The organism is Oleiphilus sp. HI0061 (assembly GCF_001635675.1).
In genome coordinates this window covers 12,147-32,746 of the sequence record NZ_LWFE01001522.1, presented here as the reverse complement: position 1 = coordinate 32,746, position 20,600 = coordinate 12,147, and the positions used below count along the sequence as shown (strand labels likewise).

The window sequence follows — 20,600 nt, the reverse complement described above, 5'->3', positions numbered from 1 at the left end:
AAAAACATCAAGAAACCTTACTGAACCAAATCATCAGCAAAAAAGACTTTGAAGAATTCATAGACAAAGCTTTAGAGCTAAAGGAGCAGCGAAACAAAGGCATAGACAAAGTAATTGAGCTACCGATATATGCCGAATTAATATCAGGCATTCTTTACCAAGCTATCCTTCGCTATATTTATGAAAGCAACCTAATCAGCAAGAACATTCCGGGCGTGTCCTCAATGCTCAAGATGGGAAGAAATGTAGTCAGCAAAGCTGCGCCAAAAATTGGCTCCGGAGTAGAGGAGAGCGTAAAAAGTTTTATTATCGACAGCCTCGACTTTATCCTGGACGAAAGCAAGAAGTTTCTAGAAGGCTCAGTAAGCGATGAGCAATTGCGCGACTCTGCAATGGAGCTATGGGAAGCGATTGAAAATAAACCCATGTCTGAATTTCAACAAGGTATGGACAGTTTAGATCTATCTGAATTTATCGCCTTAGGCTATGACTTCTGGCTTAAGTTTAGAAAAACAGATTATTTCATCAGCAGTTATGAAACCATCGTAGACTACTTCTTTAAGCGCTACGGCAGAAAAAACCTCGACGTCTTGCTCGAGGAATTTGATGTCTCAAAAGATAGAATTATTGCGCCCATAAAAATATTCGCACCCAAGGCTTTAGAAGCATTTAAAGAAAACGGCATTCTAGAGGAGCTTCTGAGACGCCATTTAGAAGATTTCTATAACTCTCAAACCGTCATAGATTTACTAGATTAGCCTATAAAATATTAAGGCGGGAAATTCCCGCCTTAATAGGTAGAAATAAGAAGCTCTACCCTACAACTTTTTTCTGTTGCTTAGATGCCTGACTAACTTATAGAAGAGAGGCGTTAAGAGTAAGCCAAAAACGGTAACCCCAATCATACCTGCAAATACAGCAACACCCATGGCCTCACGCATTTCTGCACCCGCTCCTGAACCCCACACCAAGGGCACCACCCCCATAATAAAAGCAAGCGAAGTCATTAAAATGGGGCGTAAACGCAAGCGGCTGGCTTCAAGCGTCGCCTCAAGCAACCCCATGCCACTATCTTCTTTCTCTTTGGCAAACTCAACGATAAGAATGGCGTTCTTCGCAGCCAGCCCAACCAGCACAATAAAACCTATTTGCGTGAAGATATTGTTAGTCAAACCCCACAAAATAATACCCGTCATCGCTGACAACAAAACCATTGGCACAATCAAGATAATCGCCAGTGGCAACGACCATGACTCATACTGCGCGGCCAACACTAGGAAGACCAGTAAAACAACCAAGGGGAAAATATAGATAGCCGTATTACCCGCTAGAATCTGCTGATACTTCAGATCTGTCCATTCATAAGCCATCCCATTTGGTAAAGAGCGGTCGAGAATAGCTGTGATGGCTGCTTCTGCTTGACCAGAACTATAACCGGGCTTGGCTTGTCCATTTAGGTCAGCCGCCGGATAGCCGTTGTACTTAGAAACGCGGTTTGGACCAGCGCCGTGCTGCACCGTTACAAACGAAGCAAGCGGCACCATTGATCCCTCACGGTTGCGCACTTTTAGCTTTTCCAGCTGCGTTTCATCTACTCTAAAGGCTTCATCGGCCTGCACATTGACCTGATAAGTGCGACCAAATAAATTGACATCATTGACATATACCGAGCCCATATAGGCTTGCAAGGTATCAAAAATATCTGATATCGCTACACCATGAACTTTAGCCTTCTCTCTATCAACGTTAATTTCTATTTGCGGTACATTAACCTGAAAGAAAGAGAAAACCTGTGTTAACTCTGGCGTTTGCCAGGCTTGGCCTACAACCTTTTGTGTTTCCTGAAACAAGCGTTCATAGCCCAGGTTTGCCCTATCCTCAATCTGCAGTTTAAAGCCACCAGTAGTGCCTAAACCGATAACGGGAGGCGGAGGAAAAATAACCGTAAAGGCTTCATCTATTCCCATAAACTGCCCCCATAAGGCACCAGCAATCGCGTCAGCACTCATATCAGGTGCTTGGCGTTCGTCAAAATGCTTTAGGGTGACAAAGACAACCCCCTCATTCGAGGATACCGTGAAGCCGTTAGGTGATAACCCGGGAAAAGCGACTGATGATTCTACTCCCGGATGCTCCAGGGCGATCGCTGACATTTTCTTAATCACCGCTTCAGTGCGATCCAAGCTTGATGCATCAGGTAACTGTGCAAAGGCAATCAAGTACATTTTGTCTTGAGCAGGAACAAACCCGGTGGGAGTTGTCTTAAATTGGTGCGAGGTTAATACCATCAAGCCTGCGTAAATCAAAACAACAATCACAGAAAGCCGGATTATGACTTTCAGTAAGGAGGTGTAACCTTCAGTCAAGGCACTAAAAAATTTATTAAACGGGCCAAAAATAATCTTACCAAACAAGGCGTCAATGATACGGCTCAGTCGGTCTTTCTTTGCATCATGGGGCTTTAATAACACCGCGGCCAAAGCCGGGCTAAGAGTTAGCGAATTGAAAGTCGATATAATTGTTGAAATAGCGATGGTTAGGGCAAATTGCTTGTAAAACTGCCCAGTCAAACCAGAGATGAAGGCTGTTGGAATAAATACAGCACTTAATACCAAGGAGGTAGCAATAATCGGCCCGGTCACCTCTCGCATAGCTTGCTTCGTGGCTTCAATAGAACTCTTTCCTAAAGCAATATTTCGCTCTACGTTTTCAACCACAACAATCGCATCATCTACTACGATACCGATAGCCAAGACTAATCCAAAAAGCGTTAGTGCATTTAAAGAAAAGCCAAACATGGCCATCACTGCAAATGTCCCAACTAAAGAAACAGGTACTGCAACTAAAGGAATAATTGATGCTCGCCATGTCTGCAAGAACAGTAAGACCACAATCACAACAAGCACCATGGCTTCAAGCAAAGTCATCACAACCGCTTCGATAGAACCTCGCACGAAAATGGTAGGATCATAGACGATGTTGTAATCAACACCCGCAGGGAAAGTCTTCTTCAATTCTTCCATACGCGCACGAACATCGTCTGAGATCTGGATCGCATTTGAGCCAGGGCGTTGAAAAATTGCAATGGCTGCGGCCTGCTTGTTATTTAGCAAGGATCTTAGCGCATAGGAATTTGAACCTAATTCAACTCGCGCGACATCTTTTAAGCGCGTGATGGCTCCGTTATCGCCAACACGCAGTACAACATCCTCAAATTCTTCTAAAGTCTCTAAACGACCTTTTACCTTTATCAACAGCTGAAACGGTGCTGCTTCCGCTCCGGGCGGCGCGCCAATTGTCCCTGCCGCGGCCTGACGGTTTTGTTCCCGTATGGCATTGATCACATCGCTGGTGGTCATACCCATCGCAGATACCTGCTCAGGATTCAGCCAGATACGCACAGAGTAATCCCCTGCACCAAATACTTGAGCATTTCCAACACCTTCTAGGCGAGCAAGTTCATCGCGCACTTTCAAGTTAGCAAAGTTAGACAGGTACAACATGTCATAGCTATCGTCAGGTGATAACAGATGCACGACCATCGTTAAGTCAGGTGAAGATTTGGTTGTGGTCACCCCCAAACGTTGAACGTCTTGCGGCAGCCTGGGAATCGCTCGCGAAACACGGTTTTGGACTTGTACCTGCGCATCATCGACATCAGTACCCAGCTCAAAGGTAACAGTAATTGCCAAGCTACCATCTGAGGTTGCTTGTGAGGACATATAAAGCATGCCTTCAACACCATTAATCGCCTGTTCCAATGGCGTAGCAACAGAGTCCGCCATCACTTCGGGGTTTGCGCCAGGATAGCTAGCATTAACCACAACGGTTGGCGGAACAACCTCTGGGTATTCTGTTATCGGCAATTGAAAGACGGCGATCAAGCCAGCTAGGAAGATCATCATCGAGAGCACGCCAGCAAAGATCGGGCGGCTAATAAAATATTGTGAAATACTCATTTTGGCTTGCCGCTCCTAGCCTTGGCTATTGTTAGTGGCTGGCGCCATATCTGCATCACTAGGTGATACCGGCATTCCAGGGAAAACATTTGGCAAGCCCTGCCCCTTGATAACAATCTTTTCACCAGCTTCCAGGCCACTCTTAATCGCCCTCAAACCCTTGAATTTAGGACCCAACTGAACAGGGCGATATTCCAAGATGTTGTTTTCTCCTAAAACCAATACATATTTATGACTAAGGTCTGTCACGACAGCTTTCTCATCAACAAGAATTCCTGGATAGCTCGCACCTATCTGCATATTAATCCGCGCAAACATCCCTGGCGTGAACTTACCATCTTCATTGCTAAATACTGCACGCAGTCGTATTGTACCCGTACTGATATCAACCTGATTATCAACAAAATCGATCACTCCCTGATGCGGATATGTAGTTTCACCCGCCAACCCCATAAATACAGGAATATTCATTTCATCCAAACGCTTGCCTTCTCCTAAGCTACGCAAACGAGCAAAGGTTTTTTCGTCAACATCAAAATATGCATGTGTTTTATCAGTAGAAACCAAGGTAGTCAGCACTGTGCTACCTGCAATGACCGAGCTCCCTTTTTTCACACGGGCATTAGAAACCTGGCCATCAAACTCAGCTTTTACGGTGGTGATTGCATCGAGGACTTTAGTTCGTTTCAAGTCTGCCTTCGCACTTTCTACTGCGGCAATAGCTTGAGTTAAGCGGGTGCGACTGTTATCGAGCTGCTCTTGAGAAATCGCGCTTTTCTTACGTAAACTTTCTGCTCGTTTTAAATCACGTTTAGATAATTCTATTTCCGCTACATTGCGTTTAACTTCCGCTTCCAGGCGCTGAACTTCTGCACGCACCGTTCGATAATCTACCTGAAATAGCAAGTCACCCTTCTTGACATAAGCTCCATCTTCAAAGCCTACCGATAGTATGTAACCAGAAGTGCGCGGCATGACGACAATACTGTCTGAAGCTTCTAGACGACCTGTATACTCCTTCCAGTCACTAACCTCGCCCTGTATTACCTCTGCAACGGTCACAGGAGGTGGCGGCATTGCGGCCATTGCTGCTTCAGGGTTTTCTTGATCTTTACCATTTTCACTACAAGCAACAACTGTTAAGCAAGTGACTATAACGACAAATAACCTGCTGATACCAAACCTTAAATTAAACGTACTCATTCGTTCTTCCATTACTTGTGTATTAATGTATTTGTTATAGAAACGGAGATACTACCAACTTCACCCAACGAATCCAGTACAGTGCTAGAATATGGCCTTTCAGAAAACTGATTTCTTTTTATAGAACAATCGTTATGCAAATGCCCGATACACAAGCTACTGAGCAATTATCCATTATCTTCCAAGATAAGTTCCTAATTGCTATACAAAAACCTGCAGGTTTACTGGTACACAAAAGTCCCATCGACAAGCATGAAACTAGCTATGCTATGAAAATATTGCGAAACCAGATTGATCAGTGGGTCTATCCGGTACACCGTTTGGATAAACCGACATCAGGGCTACTCCTATTTGCTCTGCATTCCGAGATCGCCTCTCAGCTTAGCTCAGATTTTGAAAACCGCTTGGTCAATAAGACATATCAAGCAATCGTTCGCGGGTATACTCCCACCAATGGAGAGATCAATCACCCTCTAAAAGAAATCGCAGTTTTCAAACACATGCAAAAACAACTTCAAAAAAAAGACCCTAAAGAAGCTGTCACACATTATGAACGAATGTGCAGTTTTGAGCTGCCATTCTCAGATGGGCGCTTCCCCAGTTCACGATACAGCCACATCCAACTGAAGCCCACAACCGGCAGAAAGCATCAAATTCGGCGCCACCTAAAACACATCAGCCACCCAATTATCGGTGATGTAAAATATGGGAAAGGTGAGCACAACCGTCTATTCAAAGAAAATTTTGATAGTCATCGTTTATTATTGGCAGCGACCAAACTTACGTTCAATCACCCAGTGACGGGGCAAAACGTGACATTAGAATGTCCGCTAGAAGAGAGCTTTACAAAGGCACTTACGAACTTGACACCTTACGAAGCAAAGCCTGATTAATAGTCAGGCACAAAAAAACCGATACACTTTCATGTATCGGTTTTTAGAACTTAGCTTTGCTTAAAGTGCAGCGTCCAATTCTGGAACAGCTTCAAACAAATCAGCAACCAAACCGTAATCAGCAACCTGGAAGATAGGAGCATCTTCGTCTTTGTTGATTGCAACGATTACTTTACTGCCTGACATACCTGCCAAGTGCTGGATAGCACCCGAGATACCAACAGCGATGTAAAGGTTAGGTGCAACAATCTTACCTGTTTGACCAACCTGCATATCGTTAGGTACGAAGCCAGCATCAACAGCGGCACGTGATGCACCTACAGCAGCGCCTAGCTTGTCAGCAACAGACTCAAGAATCTTGAAGTTGTCGCCATTTTGCATACCACGGCCACCAGAAATCACGATGTCAGCAGCAGTCAACTCTGGACGATCAGACTTAGCCATTTCTTCACCAACGAAGGTAGAGATGCCAGCATCCTGAACGTTATCAATAGCTTCAACAGCAGCAGAACCACCTTCAGCAGCAACAGGATCAAACGCAGTACCACGAACAGTGATTACTTTGATGCCGTCAGAAGACTGAACAGTAGCGATCGCATTACCTGCATAGATAGGACGAACGAAAGTATCAGCTGATTCAACTTTGATGATGTCAGAGATTTGCGCCACATCCAACAAAGCAGCTACACGTGGAAGGAAGTCCTTACCCGTAGTGCCCGCAGAAGTAACGATGTGAGAATAACCTTTACCAAGATCAGCAACTAGTAGAGATAAGTTCTCAGCTAGAGAGTGACCGTAGGCTGCATTATCTGCAACCAATACTTTAGCAACACCTTCAGCTTTAGCAGCTGCTTCAGCCGCCGCACCACAACCTTCGCCTGCAACTAGCACGTCGATGTCACCACCGATCGCTTTTGCTGCACTCAAAACGTTTAGGGTAACTGGCTTGATGCTACCGTTATCATGATCTGCAATTACTAGTATACTCATGTTAGATCACCTTCGCTTCAGTCTTAAGTTTGTCAACCAATTCAGCAACATCGGCAACTTTAATACCTGCTGAACGCGTAGCTGGCTCTTCAACCTTGGTAATCTTCAAGCTAGCAGCAACATCAACACCCAGGTCAGCTGGAGTTGTCATTTCAAGCGGCTTTTTCTTCGCTTTCATGATATTTGGAAGAGAAGCATAACGTGGCTCGTTCAAACGCAAGTCAGTTGTTACAACTGCTGGCAAGTTCAAACCAACTGTCATCAGACCACCATCAACTTCACGAGTAACATTTACTTTGTCGCCATCAACAACAACTTCAGAAGCAAACGTACCTTGAGGCATACCAGTCAATGCAGCAAGCATCTGACCAGTTTGGTTGTTATCAGAGTCGATAGACTGCTTACCAAGAATTACTAGCTGTGGCTCTTCTTTTTCAACAACAGACTTAAATAATTTTGCAGCTTGTAGAGACTGAACTTCTTCGTCAGTTTCAATCAGAATACCGCGATCCGCACCTAGCGCCAGGGCTGTACGAATTTGCTCTTGAGCAACTTTAGGACCAATAGAAACCACTACGATTTCACTTGCAACACCCTTCTCTTTCAAGCGAACCGCTTCTTCAACAGCGATTTCACAGAATGGGTTCATTGCCATTTTGATATTAGTAAGATCTACACCTGAATTATCAGGCTTAACTCGAACTTTGACGTTATAGTCAATAACTCGTTTAACAGCGACCAGAACCTTCATAGATTCCTCGTTAATTAACAATTGAATTTAGAGGTCTTATCATTCTTCAAAGTTTTACTTACCCAAGCATTCGCTAACTAATAAAAATTAACAATGACCGGTAAACCCTGAACAACGACCTAGATAGACCCAGATACAGGCGCGAAGCAAAAATATAATTTACACTACTTTAGTCCATTCGGGCTCTTAAGCGGTGTTTTATCAGCATTTAACCCTCGAAAAAACCAGCAAATACTCACTAGCCTTCCAAGATTAAATAAAATACAGCTTTCGCGAAGCGCATGATTCTGCCGATAAATCGCTTTTAGGTCAATAGTTGCACATTAAATCGCACCTATTTCAACACTCTTTTTCTATATTTTTATGCTCTAAATCAATTGCGAATACCAGGATAACAACTACCTTTTACATACATTGAATAAACAGGTAAAATTCAAACGTTTGTTTGAAACTCTCTTTGCAGCACAGGAAGCTAAAGTGGCTATATATCTAGTCAACATGCTAAAAGAGAGGTATTCATCACTACTTCCGTCACTGCCATATTGTGAATTAGCATAGTCAGAAAGACTGGGGGTGCGAATTTCAGCGAATAACTGTATAATTCGCGCGCCGTAAAAAAGCGGAAACTAAAAACTGCGCTCTGGTCCAGCTAAACAGGCTTAACATCAGGACGCTATATAACGTATATGCACGAGGAGACCTATTGTGGAACGTGAATCGATGGAGTTTGACGTACTCATTGTCGGCGGTGGCCCCGCTGGATTATCAGCAGCCTGTCGTCTAAGACAAATCGCTGAAGAGACTGGTAATGAAATCAGCGTATGCGTTGTAGAAAAAGGATCTGAGGTTGGCGCCCACATCCTGTCTGGCGCAGTTCTAGAACCAACAGCGTTAAATGAGCTGTTCCCTAATTGGAAAGAAATGGGCGCACCATTAAATACCGCTGTAACAGGTGATGAATTTTACTTCCTGACCAATCAGGAAAAGTCGGTAAAACTTCCAAACGCTTTTATCCCTAAACCTACACACAACGATGGCAACTATATTGTTAGCCTTGGCAACGTTTGCCGCTGGTTAGGCGAGCAAGCTGAAGGACTTGGCGTAGAAGTATACCCAGGCTTTGCTGCAGCAGAAGTTTTATACCATGAAGATGGTCGTGTAAAAGGTGTTGCTACTGGCGACATGGGCATCAGCGAAGACGGCCAACAAAAAGACTCTTACATGCCAGGCATGGAGTTACACGCTAAATACACAATGTTTGCTGAAGGTTGTCGTGGACATCTTGGCAAAGAAATCATCTCTAAGTTCAACCTAGATGAAGGAAAAGATCCTCAGCATTACGGTATCGGCATCAAGGAACTTTGGGATATCGACCCAGCTAAACACCGTGAAGGTACTGTTATGCACGGCCTGGGTTGGCCACTAAGCGAGTCTTCATCCACAGGCGGCTGGTTCCTTTACCACATTGAAAACAACCAAGTAGTACTCGGTTTAATTACTGACCTTAGCTATAGCAACCCACACGTATCACCTTTTGAAGAGATGCAACGTTGTAAGCTTAACCCTGTACTAAAAGATGCCTTAGAAGGCGGCAAGCGTGTTAGTTATGGCGCTCGAGCACTGATTAAAGGCGGCATCAATGCACTTCCCAAGATGTCATTCCCTGGCGGCATGTTAATTGGCTGTGACGCAGGAACAATGAACCCGCTGAAAATCAAAGGTTCTCACACAGCAATGAAGAGTGGCATGCTGGCTGCAGAAGCTGTTGCAGAGAAGCTTGCTGGCGGTGCAGAAGGCGAAGAAGCGACCAACTTTGAAGCGAAGTTCAAGAACAGCTGGCTACACGACGAACTGTACAACACGCGTAACTTCGTTGGCGTTATGCATAAGTTTGGCACTTACCTTGGTGCGGCTTATACATTTATCGACCAAAACATCTTTGGTGGTAAACTGCCTTTCAGCTTCAGCGATAAAACTTACGACCATGCTGCACTTAAGCCAGCAGCAGAATGCAAAAAGATCGACTACCCTAAGCCGGATAACAACATCACCTTTGACCGTCTTACTTCTGTATTCCTATCGAATACAAACCACGAAGAAGATCAAATGTGCCACTTAAAGCTTAAGGATGACTCTATCCCTCTTGGCCACAACCTGACTAAGTTTGATGAGCCTGCACAGCGTTATTGCCCAGCAGGTGTATATGAGATTGTAGAAGAAGATAACGGCGATAAGCGCTTCCAAATCAACTCTCAAAACTGTGTTCACTGTAAGACCTGTGATATCAAAGACCCTGCACAAAACATTACCTGGGTCACACCAGAAGGCGGCGGCGGTCCAAACTATCCGAATATGTAGATTCATATTCAAAGAAAAAGGCAGCCTAGGCTGCCTTTTTTATTTCCTTATGGGAAAGCGCTAACTAATGCAGCGACCCACCATCTGGCTGACCATCTTGAAGCGCAAGTTCTCTTCTTGCTCGCTCCATATCCAACTCATCAACGGGGCCACTCAAGTAATAAGGTAAGGTCGTCACACGCTGACTCAATTCTATCACTTTACTTTCAACCAAACGTTCAACTACTGAGTAAATAGTTTTCTCCAGGTTATCGGGAGGCGTCGAGTACTGAGCAGACAAGTGATCAATCAACTGCTGAAGGGTATGAAAGCCATCCGCTAACGAAACAACCAAACCTAGCCAGTCATCCAAAGGCGTTGTGTTGTCTATGTTTAAAATATCTACCAGAGCAACTCGCCCCTCTTTAGATGAGAAAGGTGCAATACGATAAAAAAACTGACTATTATCCATAAGTTCATATTCCAAGTAATCTTTGACGTATATTTAAACCTAATATCCACTTAACATATATACCCAATTTGAACCTTCACCTACCACCTCAGAACCTCAGTCTTCGAACACTGGTTCCTCAAACTCTTCAAACTCTTCAAACTCTTCAAACTCTTCAAACTCTTCAAACTCATAATGGTCTTTTTCATCCCTTTCATAATCAGATTACCGGCGACTCACCGTCCAAGAAATATAATAATCGATGGTATGGCAGAGCCTCTATACAGAGACTTATGGACAAAGGCTTCATGTTGGGCGCCAGCTATTACTTCAAGCAAGCATCTTCTATAACAAGAGAGCCGATCAGAAAGCTCGGATTGAGCACAACTTGGGTACCTAATCGAAAGCGCAGTTACAGCTTGCTCTCCGGATTTGGTTTGAGCGAATCCAGCTCAGACTGATCCCTGGGTATCCAAAGTAGCTTTAAGTTCTAAATTCAGTTGAGGTCCAAACAACTGAGCTCAACAAGGCAAAAATAAAAAACCCGCATAAGCGGGCTTTTGAATATCACATTAAGTTTGGCTTATTGCCAAATAATCTTCTGCTTACTGCCATACCATCCGTCTTGAGAAGGTGCGTAAACATCTTCGATTACATTACGCTTAATTTTCATTGTCGGCGTCAGGAACTCATTTTCAATCGTCCACTGCTGATTCACAACAACCATAAATTGCAGCGCCTCATGCGGGTCAACCGAAGCATTAACCTCTTTCATTAAGGCTTCCAATTCCGGCTCAACCTGCTTACGGAAAGACTCATCACCCTGCTTAGCAAAAGTTTCATCCGAAAGCATCAACAAAGCATAAGGCTGAGGCTGTTCAGCACCAGCAACACAGACCATCTCTAAAGAATCATGACCAACAATCTTGTTTTAAATTGGCGCTGGAGCAACATACTTACCTTTACTGGTCTTAAAGATTTCCTTAATACGACCAGTAATACGCAAGCGACCCATGCTATCAATTTCACCCTTATCACCAGTCAGCAAGAAGCCATCCTCGGTAAAGGTTTCTTTGGTCTTTTCTTCGTCTTTATAGTAGCCCATCATCGTAGCAGGGCTCTTGACCTCGATCTCACCAATTTCTGAAATACGCTGTTCAACACCCGGCATCGGCTCACCTACATAACCAACCTTTGAGCGGCCTGGCAATGAGATATGAGAATATGCAAAATTCTCAGACATACCGTAACCTTCTAGCAATTCCAGACCCAGGTTACGATACCAATTAATGATATCACCTGATAACGGCGCCGAACCACTTCCAGCAAAACGGCAGTATTCCAAGCCCAGAGCAGTCAATACTTTCTTCTTGACCAAACCAGACACAATTGGAATCTTAAGCAAACGATTTAGTTTCTTAGGAGGCATCTTCTTAAAGATACCTAGTTGGAACTTGGACCACAGGCGTGGAACAGAAATAAAGACCGTTGGTTTAGCACGACGCAAGTCGTCCAGGAAGGTATCCAAAGCATCAGCAAAAAATAACTGAGCACCTATATGGATAGAGGACTGCTCAACCGCAAAACGTTCAAACACGTGCGCCAGTGGCAAGTAAGATAACATTCTATCAGTAGGCTTTATATCCAAAGCTTGTGCAACACCGCTTGCTGCAATACCTAAGGCCTCAAATGACAACATAACGCCTTTTGGCTTGCCGGTTGAACCCGATGTATAAACAATCGTCGCTAACTCGTCAGCATCCCGAACAGTATCTTCTTGTATCGGAGCATGCTCAGCAACCAGGTTATCCCAGCTTGGGTAATCTGTTTTTGGACTTAGAGGATAAGAAACACAAGGTAAATCATCTGGCACACCAGGTTTCATCATTTCCCAGTCGTCCAGTTTACCAACAAATAACAACTGCGTTTCACTGTGCTCAAGGATATACTTAACCGTTTCAGCATTTAGCGTAGGGTAAAGAGGTACACATATATGACCCGCCATCCAGATCGCCAGATCACTCATGATCCAATGCGCACAGTTCTTCGAAAGAATACCGATTCGACTTTTTGGTGGTAAATCTAAAGATTTAATATAGCTAGCCATCCTTCTGGCCTCGCCAACTGCTCGGTTCCAGGTATATTCCTGAACCACGCCGTTACCCATTGGCTGAGTTAGATAAATATCATCCGCTTTTGCTTTTTCCCAGCGATATACCTGCTCAAGAGGCAGCTTTACTTTCTTCAAAGAGGTCATGGTGATGTCTGTAGCCCTATTGTATTTAGTTTAGAAATTCCGTCTTTCAACTTAGATTTATACCCGAAGCTGATCATAATAAAAGGTGTGAACAAAAATTAAAATAAAAAACTGTAAAACACCCGAAAAACTTAGTAATTTATGGCTCCTTTATGCAGATAGCCAATACTCACAACTACTCAGTAAACACATACGGAATGATCTGATTGTTTTTTGAGGTCTCATGAAAGCCGAAGTAACAGAAAACGACTCGGAGTCACGCTCCCATTCAATCAATAATAGTCAAAGCGTGCTATTCTGCAAGCAGTGCAAGCATGGCCACATGATACCCTCATCCGAAGAGGGCGACCCAGGAGCCCATAAAAGAACTTATTTATATATATAAGTCCAAGAAGCTTTTAATTGCGTCACGCACGTCACTGCCACTATCCCCTAGTAACAAGACATTCAAAACAATAGATACCACCATCACAACCGCAAGCAGTATCGTTAACCAATTCACTCGCTGATACTTTATTACTGTCTCTTTTTGAACAATTTCCGGGGCATCTTCTCGAGGAGATTCAATGACTTTCGTCTTTTCCTCCTCCTGAAGCGGCAAAAGCTCGGACAAGACAGACTCAACGCTTTGCGGTCTCTGTTCTCGGCGACGTGACAGCATGCGACCAACTATTTGCTGAATATCAACGGGTAATTTAATGAATATCTGGGTCTTAACCAGGTTGCCATCCTTAAATGCTGGAGGAACCCCCGTTAATGCATGATAAAAAATTGCGCCAAGCGAAAAAATATCAGATAACTCGTCCTTTCGATCATCAGCATCTCCATACCAGTTACCATCTCGCTCTTTGACACGATAATGCTCATCCAAACCAAAGTCTGTCAATTTAACCTGGAAATCTGAAGTCAACAAAACATTGCTAGGACGCAAATTGCCATGGCAAACCCTATTTTGATGCGCAAACGCCAAACCTCTACAAATTTGAACCGCCGTATTCAAAAACATCTGCATTCCCATAGGTTCAATCAAGCGGTCCTGCAGACTGCCACCCGAGACATATTCCATAACAACAATGAATACACTATCGTTCTTGGATGTTCCTAGAATATTAACCAGATTCGGATGCTTCAAACTGTGAAGCATTTTTGCCTCACGATACCCCGTAAAAGTAGAGGTACGCTTCTTAATTACCAGAAGCTTGTGAGAGGACTTATCTTCATACAAATAAACCGCGCCAAATTTGTCTTCCTGCATAACATCAAGTAAGCCAAATTTTTGCTGAATAGAGGCTAAGCCTTCTCCTGCCCGATTCACTTGTTCCTCAGCAATATGCTGACCTTTCATCGCCAAAAGCAACTGAGTCCGGACCTGCTCTACAGACTGAGGACGTTCAGCAGGGTCAACAGCAAGACACTGATGAATAAGGTTTTCAAGGGCTGGAGTTATATTGGCATCAATCTGAGCCATTGGAGGCGCATTGGGTAGTGGCAAGGTACTGGTGAATAATTCATACATCACCACTCCCAGCGAATAAACGTCACTCAAAGTAGAGGTAAAGGCGATGCCTTTGTGCTGCTCAGGAGCCATATAGGCTTCTGTTCCCATGATTAAGCGCGTTTCATCAGGGTTCATATCTTTATCGGCTTCAAAAAAAGAAGCGATACCGAAATCTAAAAGACGCGCAAAGCCCTCTCTATCGATGATGACATTTGCCGGTTTGATATCTCGATGAATAACATCAAATTTATGCGCATAGGCGATTCCTTTACACATTTGAATAGCGATATCGACTTTTTGGTTAAAATCAAACTTCCGCTCAGTAATCGCGTCCGCTAAGTTTATGCCCTCAACGAATTCCATCACGAATACAGGGCGCCCCTTGCTTGTCGTTCCACGATCGATAACATGTATTATGTTGGGGTGGTTCAAACGGGCGATAATTAAGCTTTCTCGCTTAAAACGCTTTATGACTGAGGGATTATCTGAAAGCGTTGCCGACAGAACTTTAATCGCAACTGGACGATTCAGCGACAACTGCATACCACGATATACCGTGGCCATGCCTCCTTCACCAATTTTGTCTTGGTACGCGTAACGACCCTCTTTCATATTGTTCTTCCGTCCTTAGAAACTAGATAAAGAAAATCAAAAACACTATTGCGAACAAGACCAAAGCCAACATCATCGACCTACCTTTGAGATGACGCAAATAAGCTCTTTTATCAAACGCGTGGCGGTAAGTACCTTCAAGCTTAGGCGGGACGATGCTTGCAGTTTTGTTTTTAGATTTAGAGTTAAAATCCGACGCCCGAATTTGACGGACATCTTCCTGAAACTGAATTAAAGAAAAGCTCACGTTATCTGGTGCGCCTGCCTCCAACACCAAATCTAATAGTGTCTCTCCAGCCTCATCCAAAGAAGGGCTATCACAAACTGTTTGAAAGATCGTACTTTCTTCCAATGGACCAGACAAACCGTCTGTACATAAAAGCAGGATATCACCTTCGTGCAATTCGCCTAAAACCTTGGGAATTTTTTCCAGATTCATCTGTCCCATCGCTTGAGTCAGCTCATGCTGCCCAGCATGAGTCCGAGATTCACCTTCAGAAATAATACCCNGTTGAAGTAACTCATTAGCAAGATTGTGGTCTGTGGATAATTGAGACAGACCCTCACTATCTATCAAATAGGCACGACTATCCCCAACCCAGGCTAGCTCAAATTGATGCCCATGAAACAGACTAACCACAACAGTGCTAGCCATTCCCTCCAATTCTTGCTGACTTCGTGCCGCAGATATCAGTGCAGAATTTGCATCTTCAACAGACTCTCGCAGCGACTTTCCCTGACGAATCCGTCGTTCAATTGTTTGAACGACTAATTGACTCGCGACATCACCATGCGCATTTCCGCCGACGCCATCAGCAACCACCCACAGGCCCAGAGTTTCATTGGCTACAACGCTATCTTCATTTCTTTCACGAACCAAGCCCTGATGGCATACGGAGGTTGATTTCAACATGATGGGTCAGTACACACCTTATTACTTTATGGATACCACACAGCCTCCGTAGTTATCCGAAGCTTATGGCATATATTTTTTGTTTTCCTTAGCTTCAGTATAGCCAGCTCACAAAGACTAAGCACCTGAAAATACTAAATTTCTATTTCGTATATTATTTTTTCAATCAGTTACATAAATCTTAAGGGGAAAATTCGAAGAGCTGGAACTTAAGACTATACTCAACATAACGTGGAAAATTTAATACTTATCACCAGTCAATAAACGAGTACAAGAGTTCTATGCTTAAGCTTCAGTTCAGGGATCGCCGAAGAGAGTCCGTATGGTTAGTTGATCAGAATTTTACGATCGGTAAAGCTGCGGACAACAGCCTAATGATAAACGAGAAAGATATTCTCGACCATCATATCCAAATTACCAACACACAAGAAAAACTGAGCCTAAATAATGTCTCGTCGAGCTCAAACGTGTTACTCAATGATAAGCCTGTCGCGACGAATACAAGCCTCAAAGCTGGAGACGTCATCACCATTGGCTCTATTGAACTGGAACTAATCGACCCAAAGTCTGTGAATGAACAGAGCAATGCAGGTTCCACGACAAACTACTCTGCGGGTTGGTCTATCTACTCTAGCGCAAGCTGGCTAGACCAAAGCCGTTTTGTCATCAATAAACGCGTCGTTATTGGTCGAGACCCAAGCTGCGACATAACGCTACCTCTGGAACACCTTTCCAGAAAGCACGTAGCATTAGAAGTTAAAAGTGGCCAGCTATACATGGAAGATCTCGACTCCTCCAACGGCACCTTTTTAAATGGTAGACAAGTAAAACAATCAGCTGTTAAAAATGGCGACAAAATCAAGCTGGACGTATTAACCTTCGAAGTAAACGGACCGGCTCACGACCCCAACAAAACGATTATTCGCAGTGCGTCTGACAGCACCCCGCCAAGCACTGAAAAGACATCCAGCTCGCGCTTGTCGACAAAGATAGAACAACCCGAAAAGAAGCCAGTTAAGAAACCGGCACCAAAACAGACAGCAAAACCGAAACCCAAAGCCGCAAAGAAACGATTGGCTTCGAACGGCAAACAAGAATGGATATCGGGAGATAGTAAACCCACGAATAAAAACAAGAGCAGCTCAATGACAGGAATCATCATTGCTTCGATCATTGCTATTGCCGCTATCACTGCATTTATTTACTTTCAGTGATAAGAGCTCGTCATCTATAGAGGGCCTTGAAAGTTGCTATAAATCTTGCTGTAAAGATTGTAGCAACTTCGTCATTGCATCCCGAAGCTCATCCACAACCATTTCATCGTAATCTATTTTGATCCAGCGTTGGTGCTTATCCGAAGGATGAAGCAACCAACAAGCATATTCTAGACTTGAGCAACCGGCGCCAATAAAAGGATCTAACCCGGCAACCTGTAAGCTTGTTGCACTTAGCATCGGGGCACCATCTTGATAGCTCTTTTCCTGAAGGGTCACTCCACCTTTCACCACACCAAGGTGATACACCAAACCTTCTTTTACTCCGTTTTTTTTGATCCTAGAGCCTGTATAGGGATGCGCATTCAAGAGACTATTTATCTGCATGCTTAGCGCTTCAACCGGATCCTGTGTTAAATATAAGGCTTGCAGTGATTTTATATAGCCGTCTCTTTGGGGCAATTCCACCATTTCTATAGACGTTTTGTTTTTTTGTCCTGAGCCCTCAAGGCTTTTCTCTGCCTCTTCAGCTTCTGTTATCAAGCGCAAAGCTTGCTCATAGAACTGCCCCTGACTACCTGAACTAATAACATAGCGTTCAAGCACCTGACGCGCACTGTGAAACTCTTGTTTGCGGATTTTAACCAAACCCTCGAAATAATGAGACTCAAGCGGTTGCGGCACGTCTAACTTACGCATAAGTACTAGCTGACTCGTCGCATGCTCCCAGTTCCCATTTTCCACCGACTCCTTTAAGGCCAACAAAAGACGCTCGACCTCATGCTCTGGCGGCAAACCTGAGCTATTTACAATCCCTACCTGCAAGCATAAAAATAAAAACAAACATAAGTTTCTCATTGATGACCCTGTCAAAGCATACAAGTTTATTGTCACGCATAGATAGCATAGCAAAGATCGAGATCCTTAGTGTCTACCACCAAGCAAATCTTTGTTTTTAACGCAATGAAAAACGGTTCAGGGGACGAGTACAAGAGCAAAAACACTCTCAAGCTTTTGCAAAAGCTGACTAAAGCAGAAAAGATGCAGAGACTAGGAAGTAAGCTAAACTACGAAGCGCATACGAGGCGTGCCTCGTCCAACATAGCGTGTACAACTTTATCAGACATAACCTTATCACTAGGGTCCGAACTGTCACTTTCAGGCCCAACCGTAATAATACTATCGTCTTCTACAAGCTCCTCAATAGAGGCCATTTCAGTTAACACAGGTAAGTTATCTGGTTCCGCTACGCCCTCATCAAGAATGACTGGCGTGATTTTGGTCTGTGATTCAACAACAATCACCTCATCACTCTCACTCTCGGGCACTAGCTGGTCAAGCCCTTTCGACGATGCAAGTGATTGAACGGTAGGCAGATCTTCAGGTTCAAGCGTCTCTTTAGCTGACGACACTTCTTGCTCAATTGGACGCTTATACGCCTGAATATCAACCTGGGCAGGCTCTGAAAAGAACTCACCAATATAATCATTCAAGATCTGACCGTTAGAATTTGCTTCTTGGGAGCTTAAGGGAGCATCGTCATCATTCTTATCTGAGGCGCTTGCTGAACAATGATCTACAATCTCAGTGCCTGCAGAGCTCATGTCCTGCTCAGCGACCAATAACTGAGGTTTCGGGGAAGCCCCCTGACTTGAAGAGGATATATTGATTCGCACACTCATTCTGCGCGCAGAAGTCTCGACCTGAGACAGTTCGCTCTGAGCTCGTTCCATGCGAGTAGAATTCAGATAACAGCGATAAACCTGAACAATCAAAACCCCCACTAAAATGAGGGTAGTCGCCTCAAACAAGTGGATAAGTGAATTCATGAACATCATCTTCCCTTTCTATAAGGTCTAGAAAGCCCGACAATCAAGTTGCTAGCGTTAGATCATCAAGCTCACGAGTACAAGTCTTATTTTTATATAGCTAATAGTTACTACCGATGACTAAAATATATCCAAATGCACTTTATCAAAAACTAGACAATAGGTCATGGGTGAAAACCGAACTTTTTTCACTTACATGTAAAAAAATTGATCTAAAGCAGATTACTTATTAAACAAACTTCATCTATTTCAGGTTTTTATTTGCTACCTTCAGGCAAACCATCTAACAGAACACGATCCAGGCGCTCTAGTTCGACATCCTTATTTAAAGGTTCCAATTGAGGCATACGCTTATTCGCTTCAATTGACATTTCTTGAAATCGTTCCACTTTCCCATGAAGGCCTTGTTGTCCGACAAGCGATATAAGTACGTTATTATAGTGATTATTCGAGCTAAGCAAGCTGCCACCCAGTTTCTGCAGCCTCTCTGCCACAACACACACATGGTTGTATATCTCACCCGCTTTTTCACTTAAGGCCAATGCATCATTTTGGCTGTTCTGAAGACGCCAGATATTTGAAACGGTTTTTAGTATCGGTAAAAGCGTTGTATGGGAAACTAGAATAATATTTTCGCGATAAGCTTCTTCATAAAGCTCAGGACTATGCTTAAGCCCTTCTATATATGCGGCCTCCAATGGCAAGAACATCAAGACAAAACTTGGGCAGTTAATTCCTTTAAGACGACTGTAGTTTTTCTCTGATAGCTCTTTAACATGCACTCTCAATGCTTGAATATAATTATTCATCGCTAATTCGCGTTGAGCTTCTGTTTCAGCCGAAATAGCAGATTCATACGCCACCAATGAGGCCTTACTATCGATAATCAAATGCTGATTGTCTGGCAGGTCTATTAAAAAATCTAAAAAATACGCTCGCCCTTTGTCATCTTTAAGGTGAACCTGCGTCCGATAATGCTGATCTTTTACTAATCCGGCGACCTGTAAACTTCTTTCTAGTTGCACCTCGCCCCAATTACCCAAGGTTTTCTTATCGCCTTTGAGTGCAGTCGTCAGGTTCTGGGCATCCTGAGACATCTGCGCATTAAGGTTTCGCAGAATCTCCAACTCCTTCTTTAGACTACCAGCCGATTCATGATTTTCCTTCTGGATACCGTCTACCCGATGACGGAACTCGGTAATTTGTTCTCTAAAAGGTTTTAGCACGCCTTCGATAGACAACTGGTTATCCTTGGTAATGCGTTTTCCCTTTTCGTCAAAGATGCGGTTCGCCAAATTCTCAAACTCTGACTGAAGTGATTTTTTCTGAGACTCAAATTGCTCTCTCTGTTGAATCATTGCGCGATCACGCTCTTCAATAACCGCCTCTAGACGGGCATTATTTCGATTCAAGTCAACCACCTGAAGCCTGGACGACTGAAGCTCGTCATGTAAGTTTAAACACTGTTCACCTTGAGCCTCTAAACGTTCCAGCAAAAGAGCCTTATCACTTTCTAGAGCTGAGTATCTGCTCTGTTCATCACTTAGCTTTCCAAGGTATAGCTTTCGAAAATAAGCCAGACCACCTATAACAATAAAGGATAAACAAGCGATAAATAACTCTAGGTTCGCCAGTAAGTGCTGTTCCATTTAGTTAGCCTTAGATAAGTGAAAACATTTGCCGCTACGTCGGC

General features: G+C 43.7%; 16 protein-coding genes. 4 read left to right on the top strand and 12 right to left on the bottom strand.

The window, feature by feature from the left end; translation table 11 throughout:
* The coding region (locus A3735_RS31325) for a hypothetical protein (protein ID WP_068638779.1) at positions 1-758 on the top strand (758 nt) is incomplete at its 5' end.
* A gap of 60 nt (positions 759-818) precedes the next feature.
* On the opposite strand, the gene A3735_RS23765 is transcribed toward A3735_RS31325, so the two are convergent.
* Both A3735_RS23765 and A3735_RS23760 read right to left on the bottom strand, forming a co-directional pair.
* Entirely contained in the window at positions 819-3,959 is a 3,141-nt protein-coding gene (locus A3735_RS23765) for an efflux RND transporter permease subunit (protein WP_068508378.1), read from the bottom strand.
* A 15-nt stretch (positions 3,960-3,974) separates the two neighbouring features.
* Complete coding sequence (locus A3735_RS23760; protein WP_068508381.1) at positions 3,975-5,162, bottom strand: efflux RND transporter periplasmic adaptor subunit; 1,188 nt, start codon at positions 5,160-5,162, stop codon at positions 3,975-3,977.
* Positions 5,163-5,296: 134 nt separating this feature from the next.
* On the opposite strand from A3735_RS23760, the gene A3735_RS23755 reads away from it, so the two are divergent.
* Complete coding sequence (locus A3735_RS23755) at positions 5,297-6,055, top strand: pseudouridine synthase (RefSeq protein ID WP_231872206.1); 759 nt, start codon at positions 5,297-5,299, stop codon at positions 6,053-6,055.
* A gap of 60 nt (positions 6,056-6,115) precedes the next feature.
* Here the strand turns inward: A3735_RS23755 and A3735_RS23750 are convergent, their stop codons facing one another.
* The gene (locus A3735_RS23750; RefSeq protein ID WP_068508383.1) at positions 6,116-7,045 is read right to left on the bottom strand and encodes an electron transfer flavoprotein subunit alpha/FixB family protein; all 930 of its coding nucleotides are present in this window, start codon (positions 7,043-7,045) and stop codon (positions 6,116-6,118) included.
* Between the two features lies 1 nt (position 7,046).
* Positions 7,047-7,796, bottom strand: coding sequence for an electron transfer flavoprotein subunit beta/FixA family protein (locus A3735_RS23745; RefSeq protein ID WP_068508385.1), 750 nt, complete (start codon positions 7,794-7,796; stop codon positions 7,047-7,049).
* Positions 7,797-8,501: 705 nt separating this feature from the next.
* On the opposite strand from A3735_RS23745, the gene A3735_RS23740 reads away from it, so the two are divergent.
* Positions 8,502-10,154: an electron transfer flavoprotein-ubiquinone oxidoreductase gene (locus tag A3735_RS23740; protein WP_068508388.1), complete on the top strand. Its 1,653-nt coding sequence runs from the start codon at positions 8,502-8,504 to the stop codon at positions 10,152-10,154.
* Between the two features lie 64 nt (positions 10,155-10,218).
* Here the strand turns inward: A3735_RS23740 and A3735_RS23735 are convergent, their stop codons facing one another.
* The 5 genes from A3735_RS23735 to A3735_RS23720 form a co-directional block, all read right to left on the bottom strand.
* Positions 10,219-10,605 carry a PqqD family protein gene (locus A3735_RS23735; RefSeq protein ID WP_068508390.1) on the bottom strand — a complete coding sequence of 129 codons (387 nt, stop codon included), beginning with the start codon at positions 10,603-10,605 and terminating at the stop codon, positions 10,219-10,221.
* A 562-nt stretch (positions 10,606-11,167) separates the two neighbouring features.
* Positions 11,168-11,485, bottom strand: a complete 318-nt coding sequence (locus A3735_RS32090; RefSeq protein ID WP_231882637.1) for a hypothetical protein — start codon at positions 11,483-11,485, stop codon at positions 11,168-11,170.
* A gap of 30 nt (positions 11,486-11,515) precedes the next feature.
* A complete protein-coding gene (locus tag A3735_RS23730; RefSeq protein WP_231882636.1) occupies positions 11,516-12,841 on the bottom strand; it encodes an AMP-binding protein in 1,326 nt (441 codons plus the stop codon).
* Positions 12,842-13,214: 373 nt separating this feature from the next.
* Positions 13,215-14,951, bottom strand: a complete 1,737-nt coding sequence (locus A3735_RS23725) for a serine/threonine-protein kinase (protein ID WP_068553013.1) — start codon at positions 14,949-14,951, stop codon at positions 13,215-13,217.
* A 22-nt stretch (positions 14,952-14,973) separates the two neighbouring features.
* Entirely contained in the window at positions 14,974-15,864 is an 891-nt protein-coding gene (locus A3735_RS23720) for a PP2C family serine/threonine-protein phosphatase (RefSeq protein WP_068638777.1), read from the bottom strand.
* Positions 15,865-16,145: 281 nt separating this feature from the next.
* Here A3735_RS23720 and A3735_RS23715 point away from each other — a divergent pair, with 281 nt between their 5' ends.
* On the top strand, positions 16,146-17,078 hold the full coding sequence (locus A3735_RS23715) for an FHA domain-containing protein (RefSeq protein ID WP_068508398.1): 933 nt from the start codon (positions 16,146-16,148) through the stop codon (positions 17,076-17,078).
* Between the two features lie 36 nt (positions 17,079-17,114).
* On the opposite strand, the gene A3735_RS23710 is transcribed toward A3735_RS23715, so the two are convergent.
* From A3735_RS23710 to A3735_RS23700, 3 genes are all read right to left on the bottom strand, one after another.
* Positions 17,115-17,936: a hypothetical protein gene (locus A3735_RS23710; RefSeq protein WP_068508401.1), complete on the bottom strand. Its 822-nt coding sequence runs from the start codon at positions 17,934-17,936 to the stop codon at positions 17,115-17,117.
* A gap of 209 nt (positions 17,937-18,145) precedes the next feature.
* Positions 18,146-18,907 carry a hypothetical protein gene (locus A3735_RS23705; RefSeq protein WP_156490450.1) on the bottom strand — a complete coding sequence of 254 codons (762 nt, stop codon included), beginning with the start codon at positions 18,905-18,907 and terminating at the stop codon, positions 18,146-18,148.
* A 257-nt stretch (positions 18,908-19,164) separates the two neighbouring features.
* Entirely contained in the window at positions 19,165-20,556 is a 1,392-nt protein-coding gene (locus tag A3735_RS23700; protein ID WP_068553624.1) for a DNA recombination protein RmuC, read from the bottom strand.
* Between the last annotated feature and the right edge of the window lie 44 nt (positions 20,557-20,600).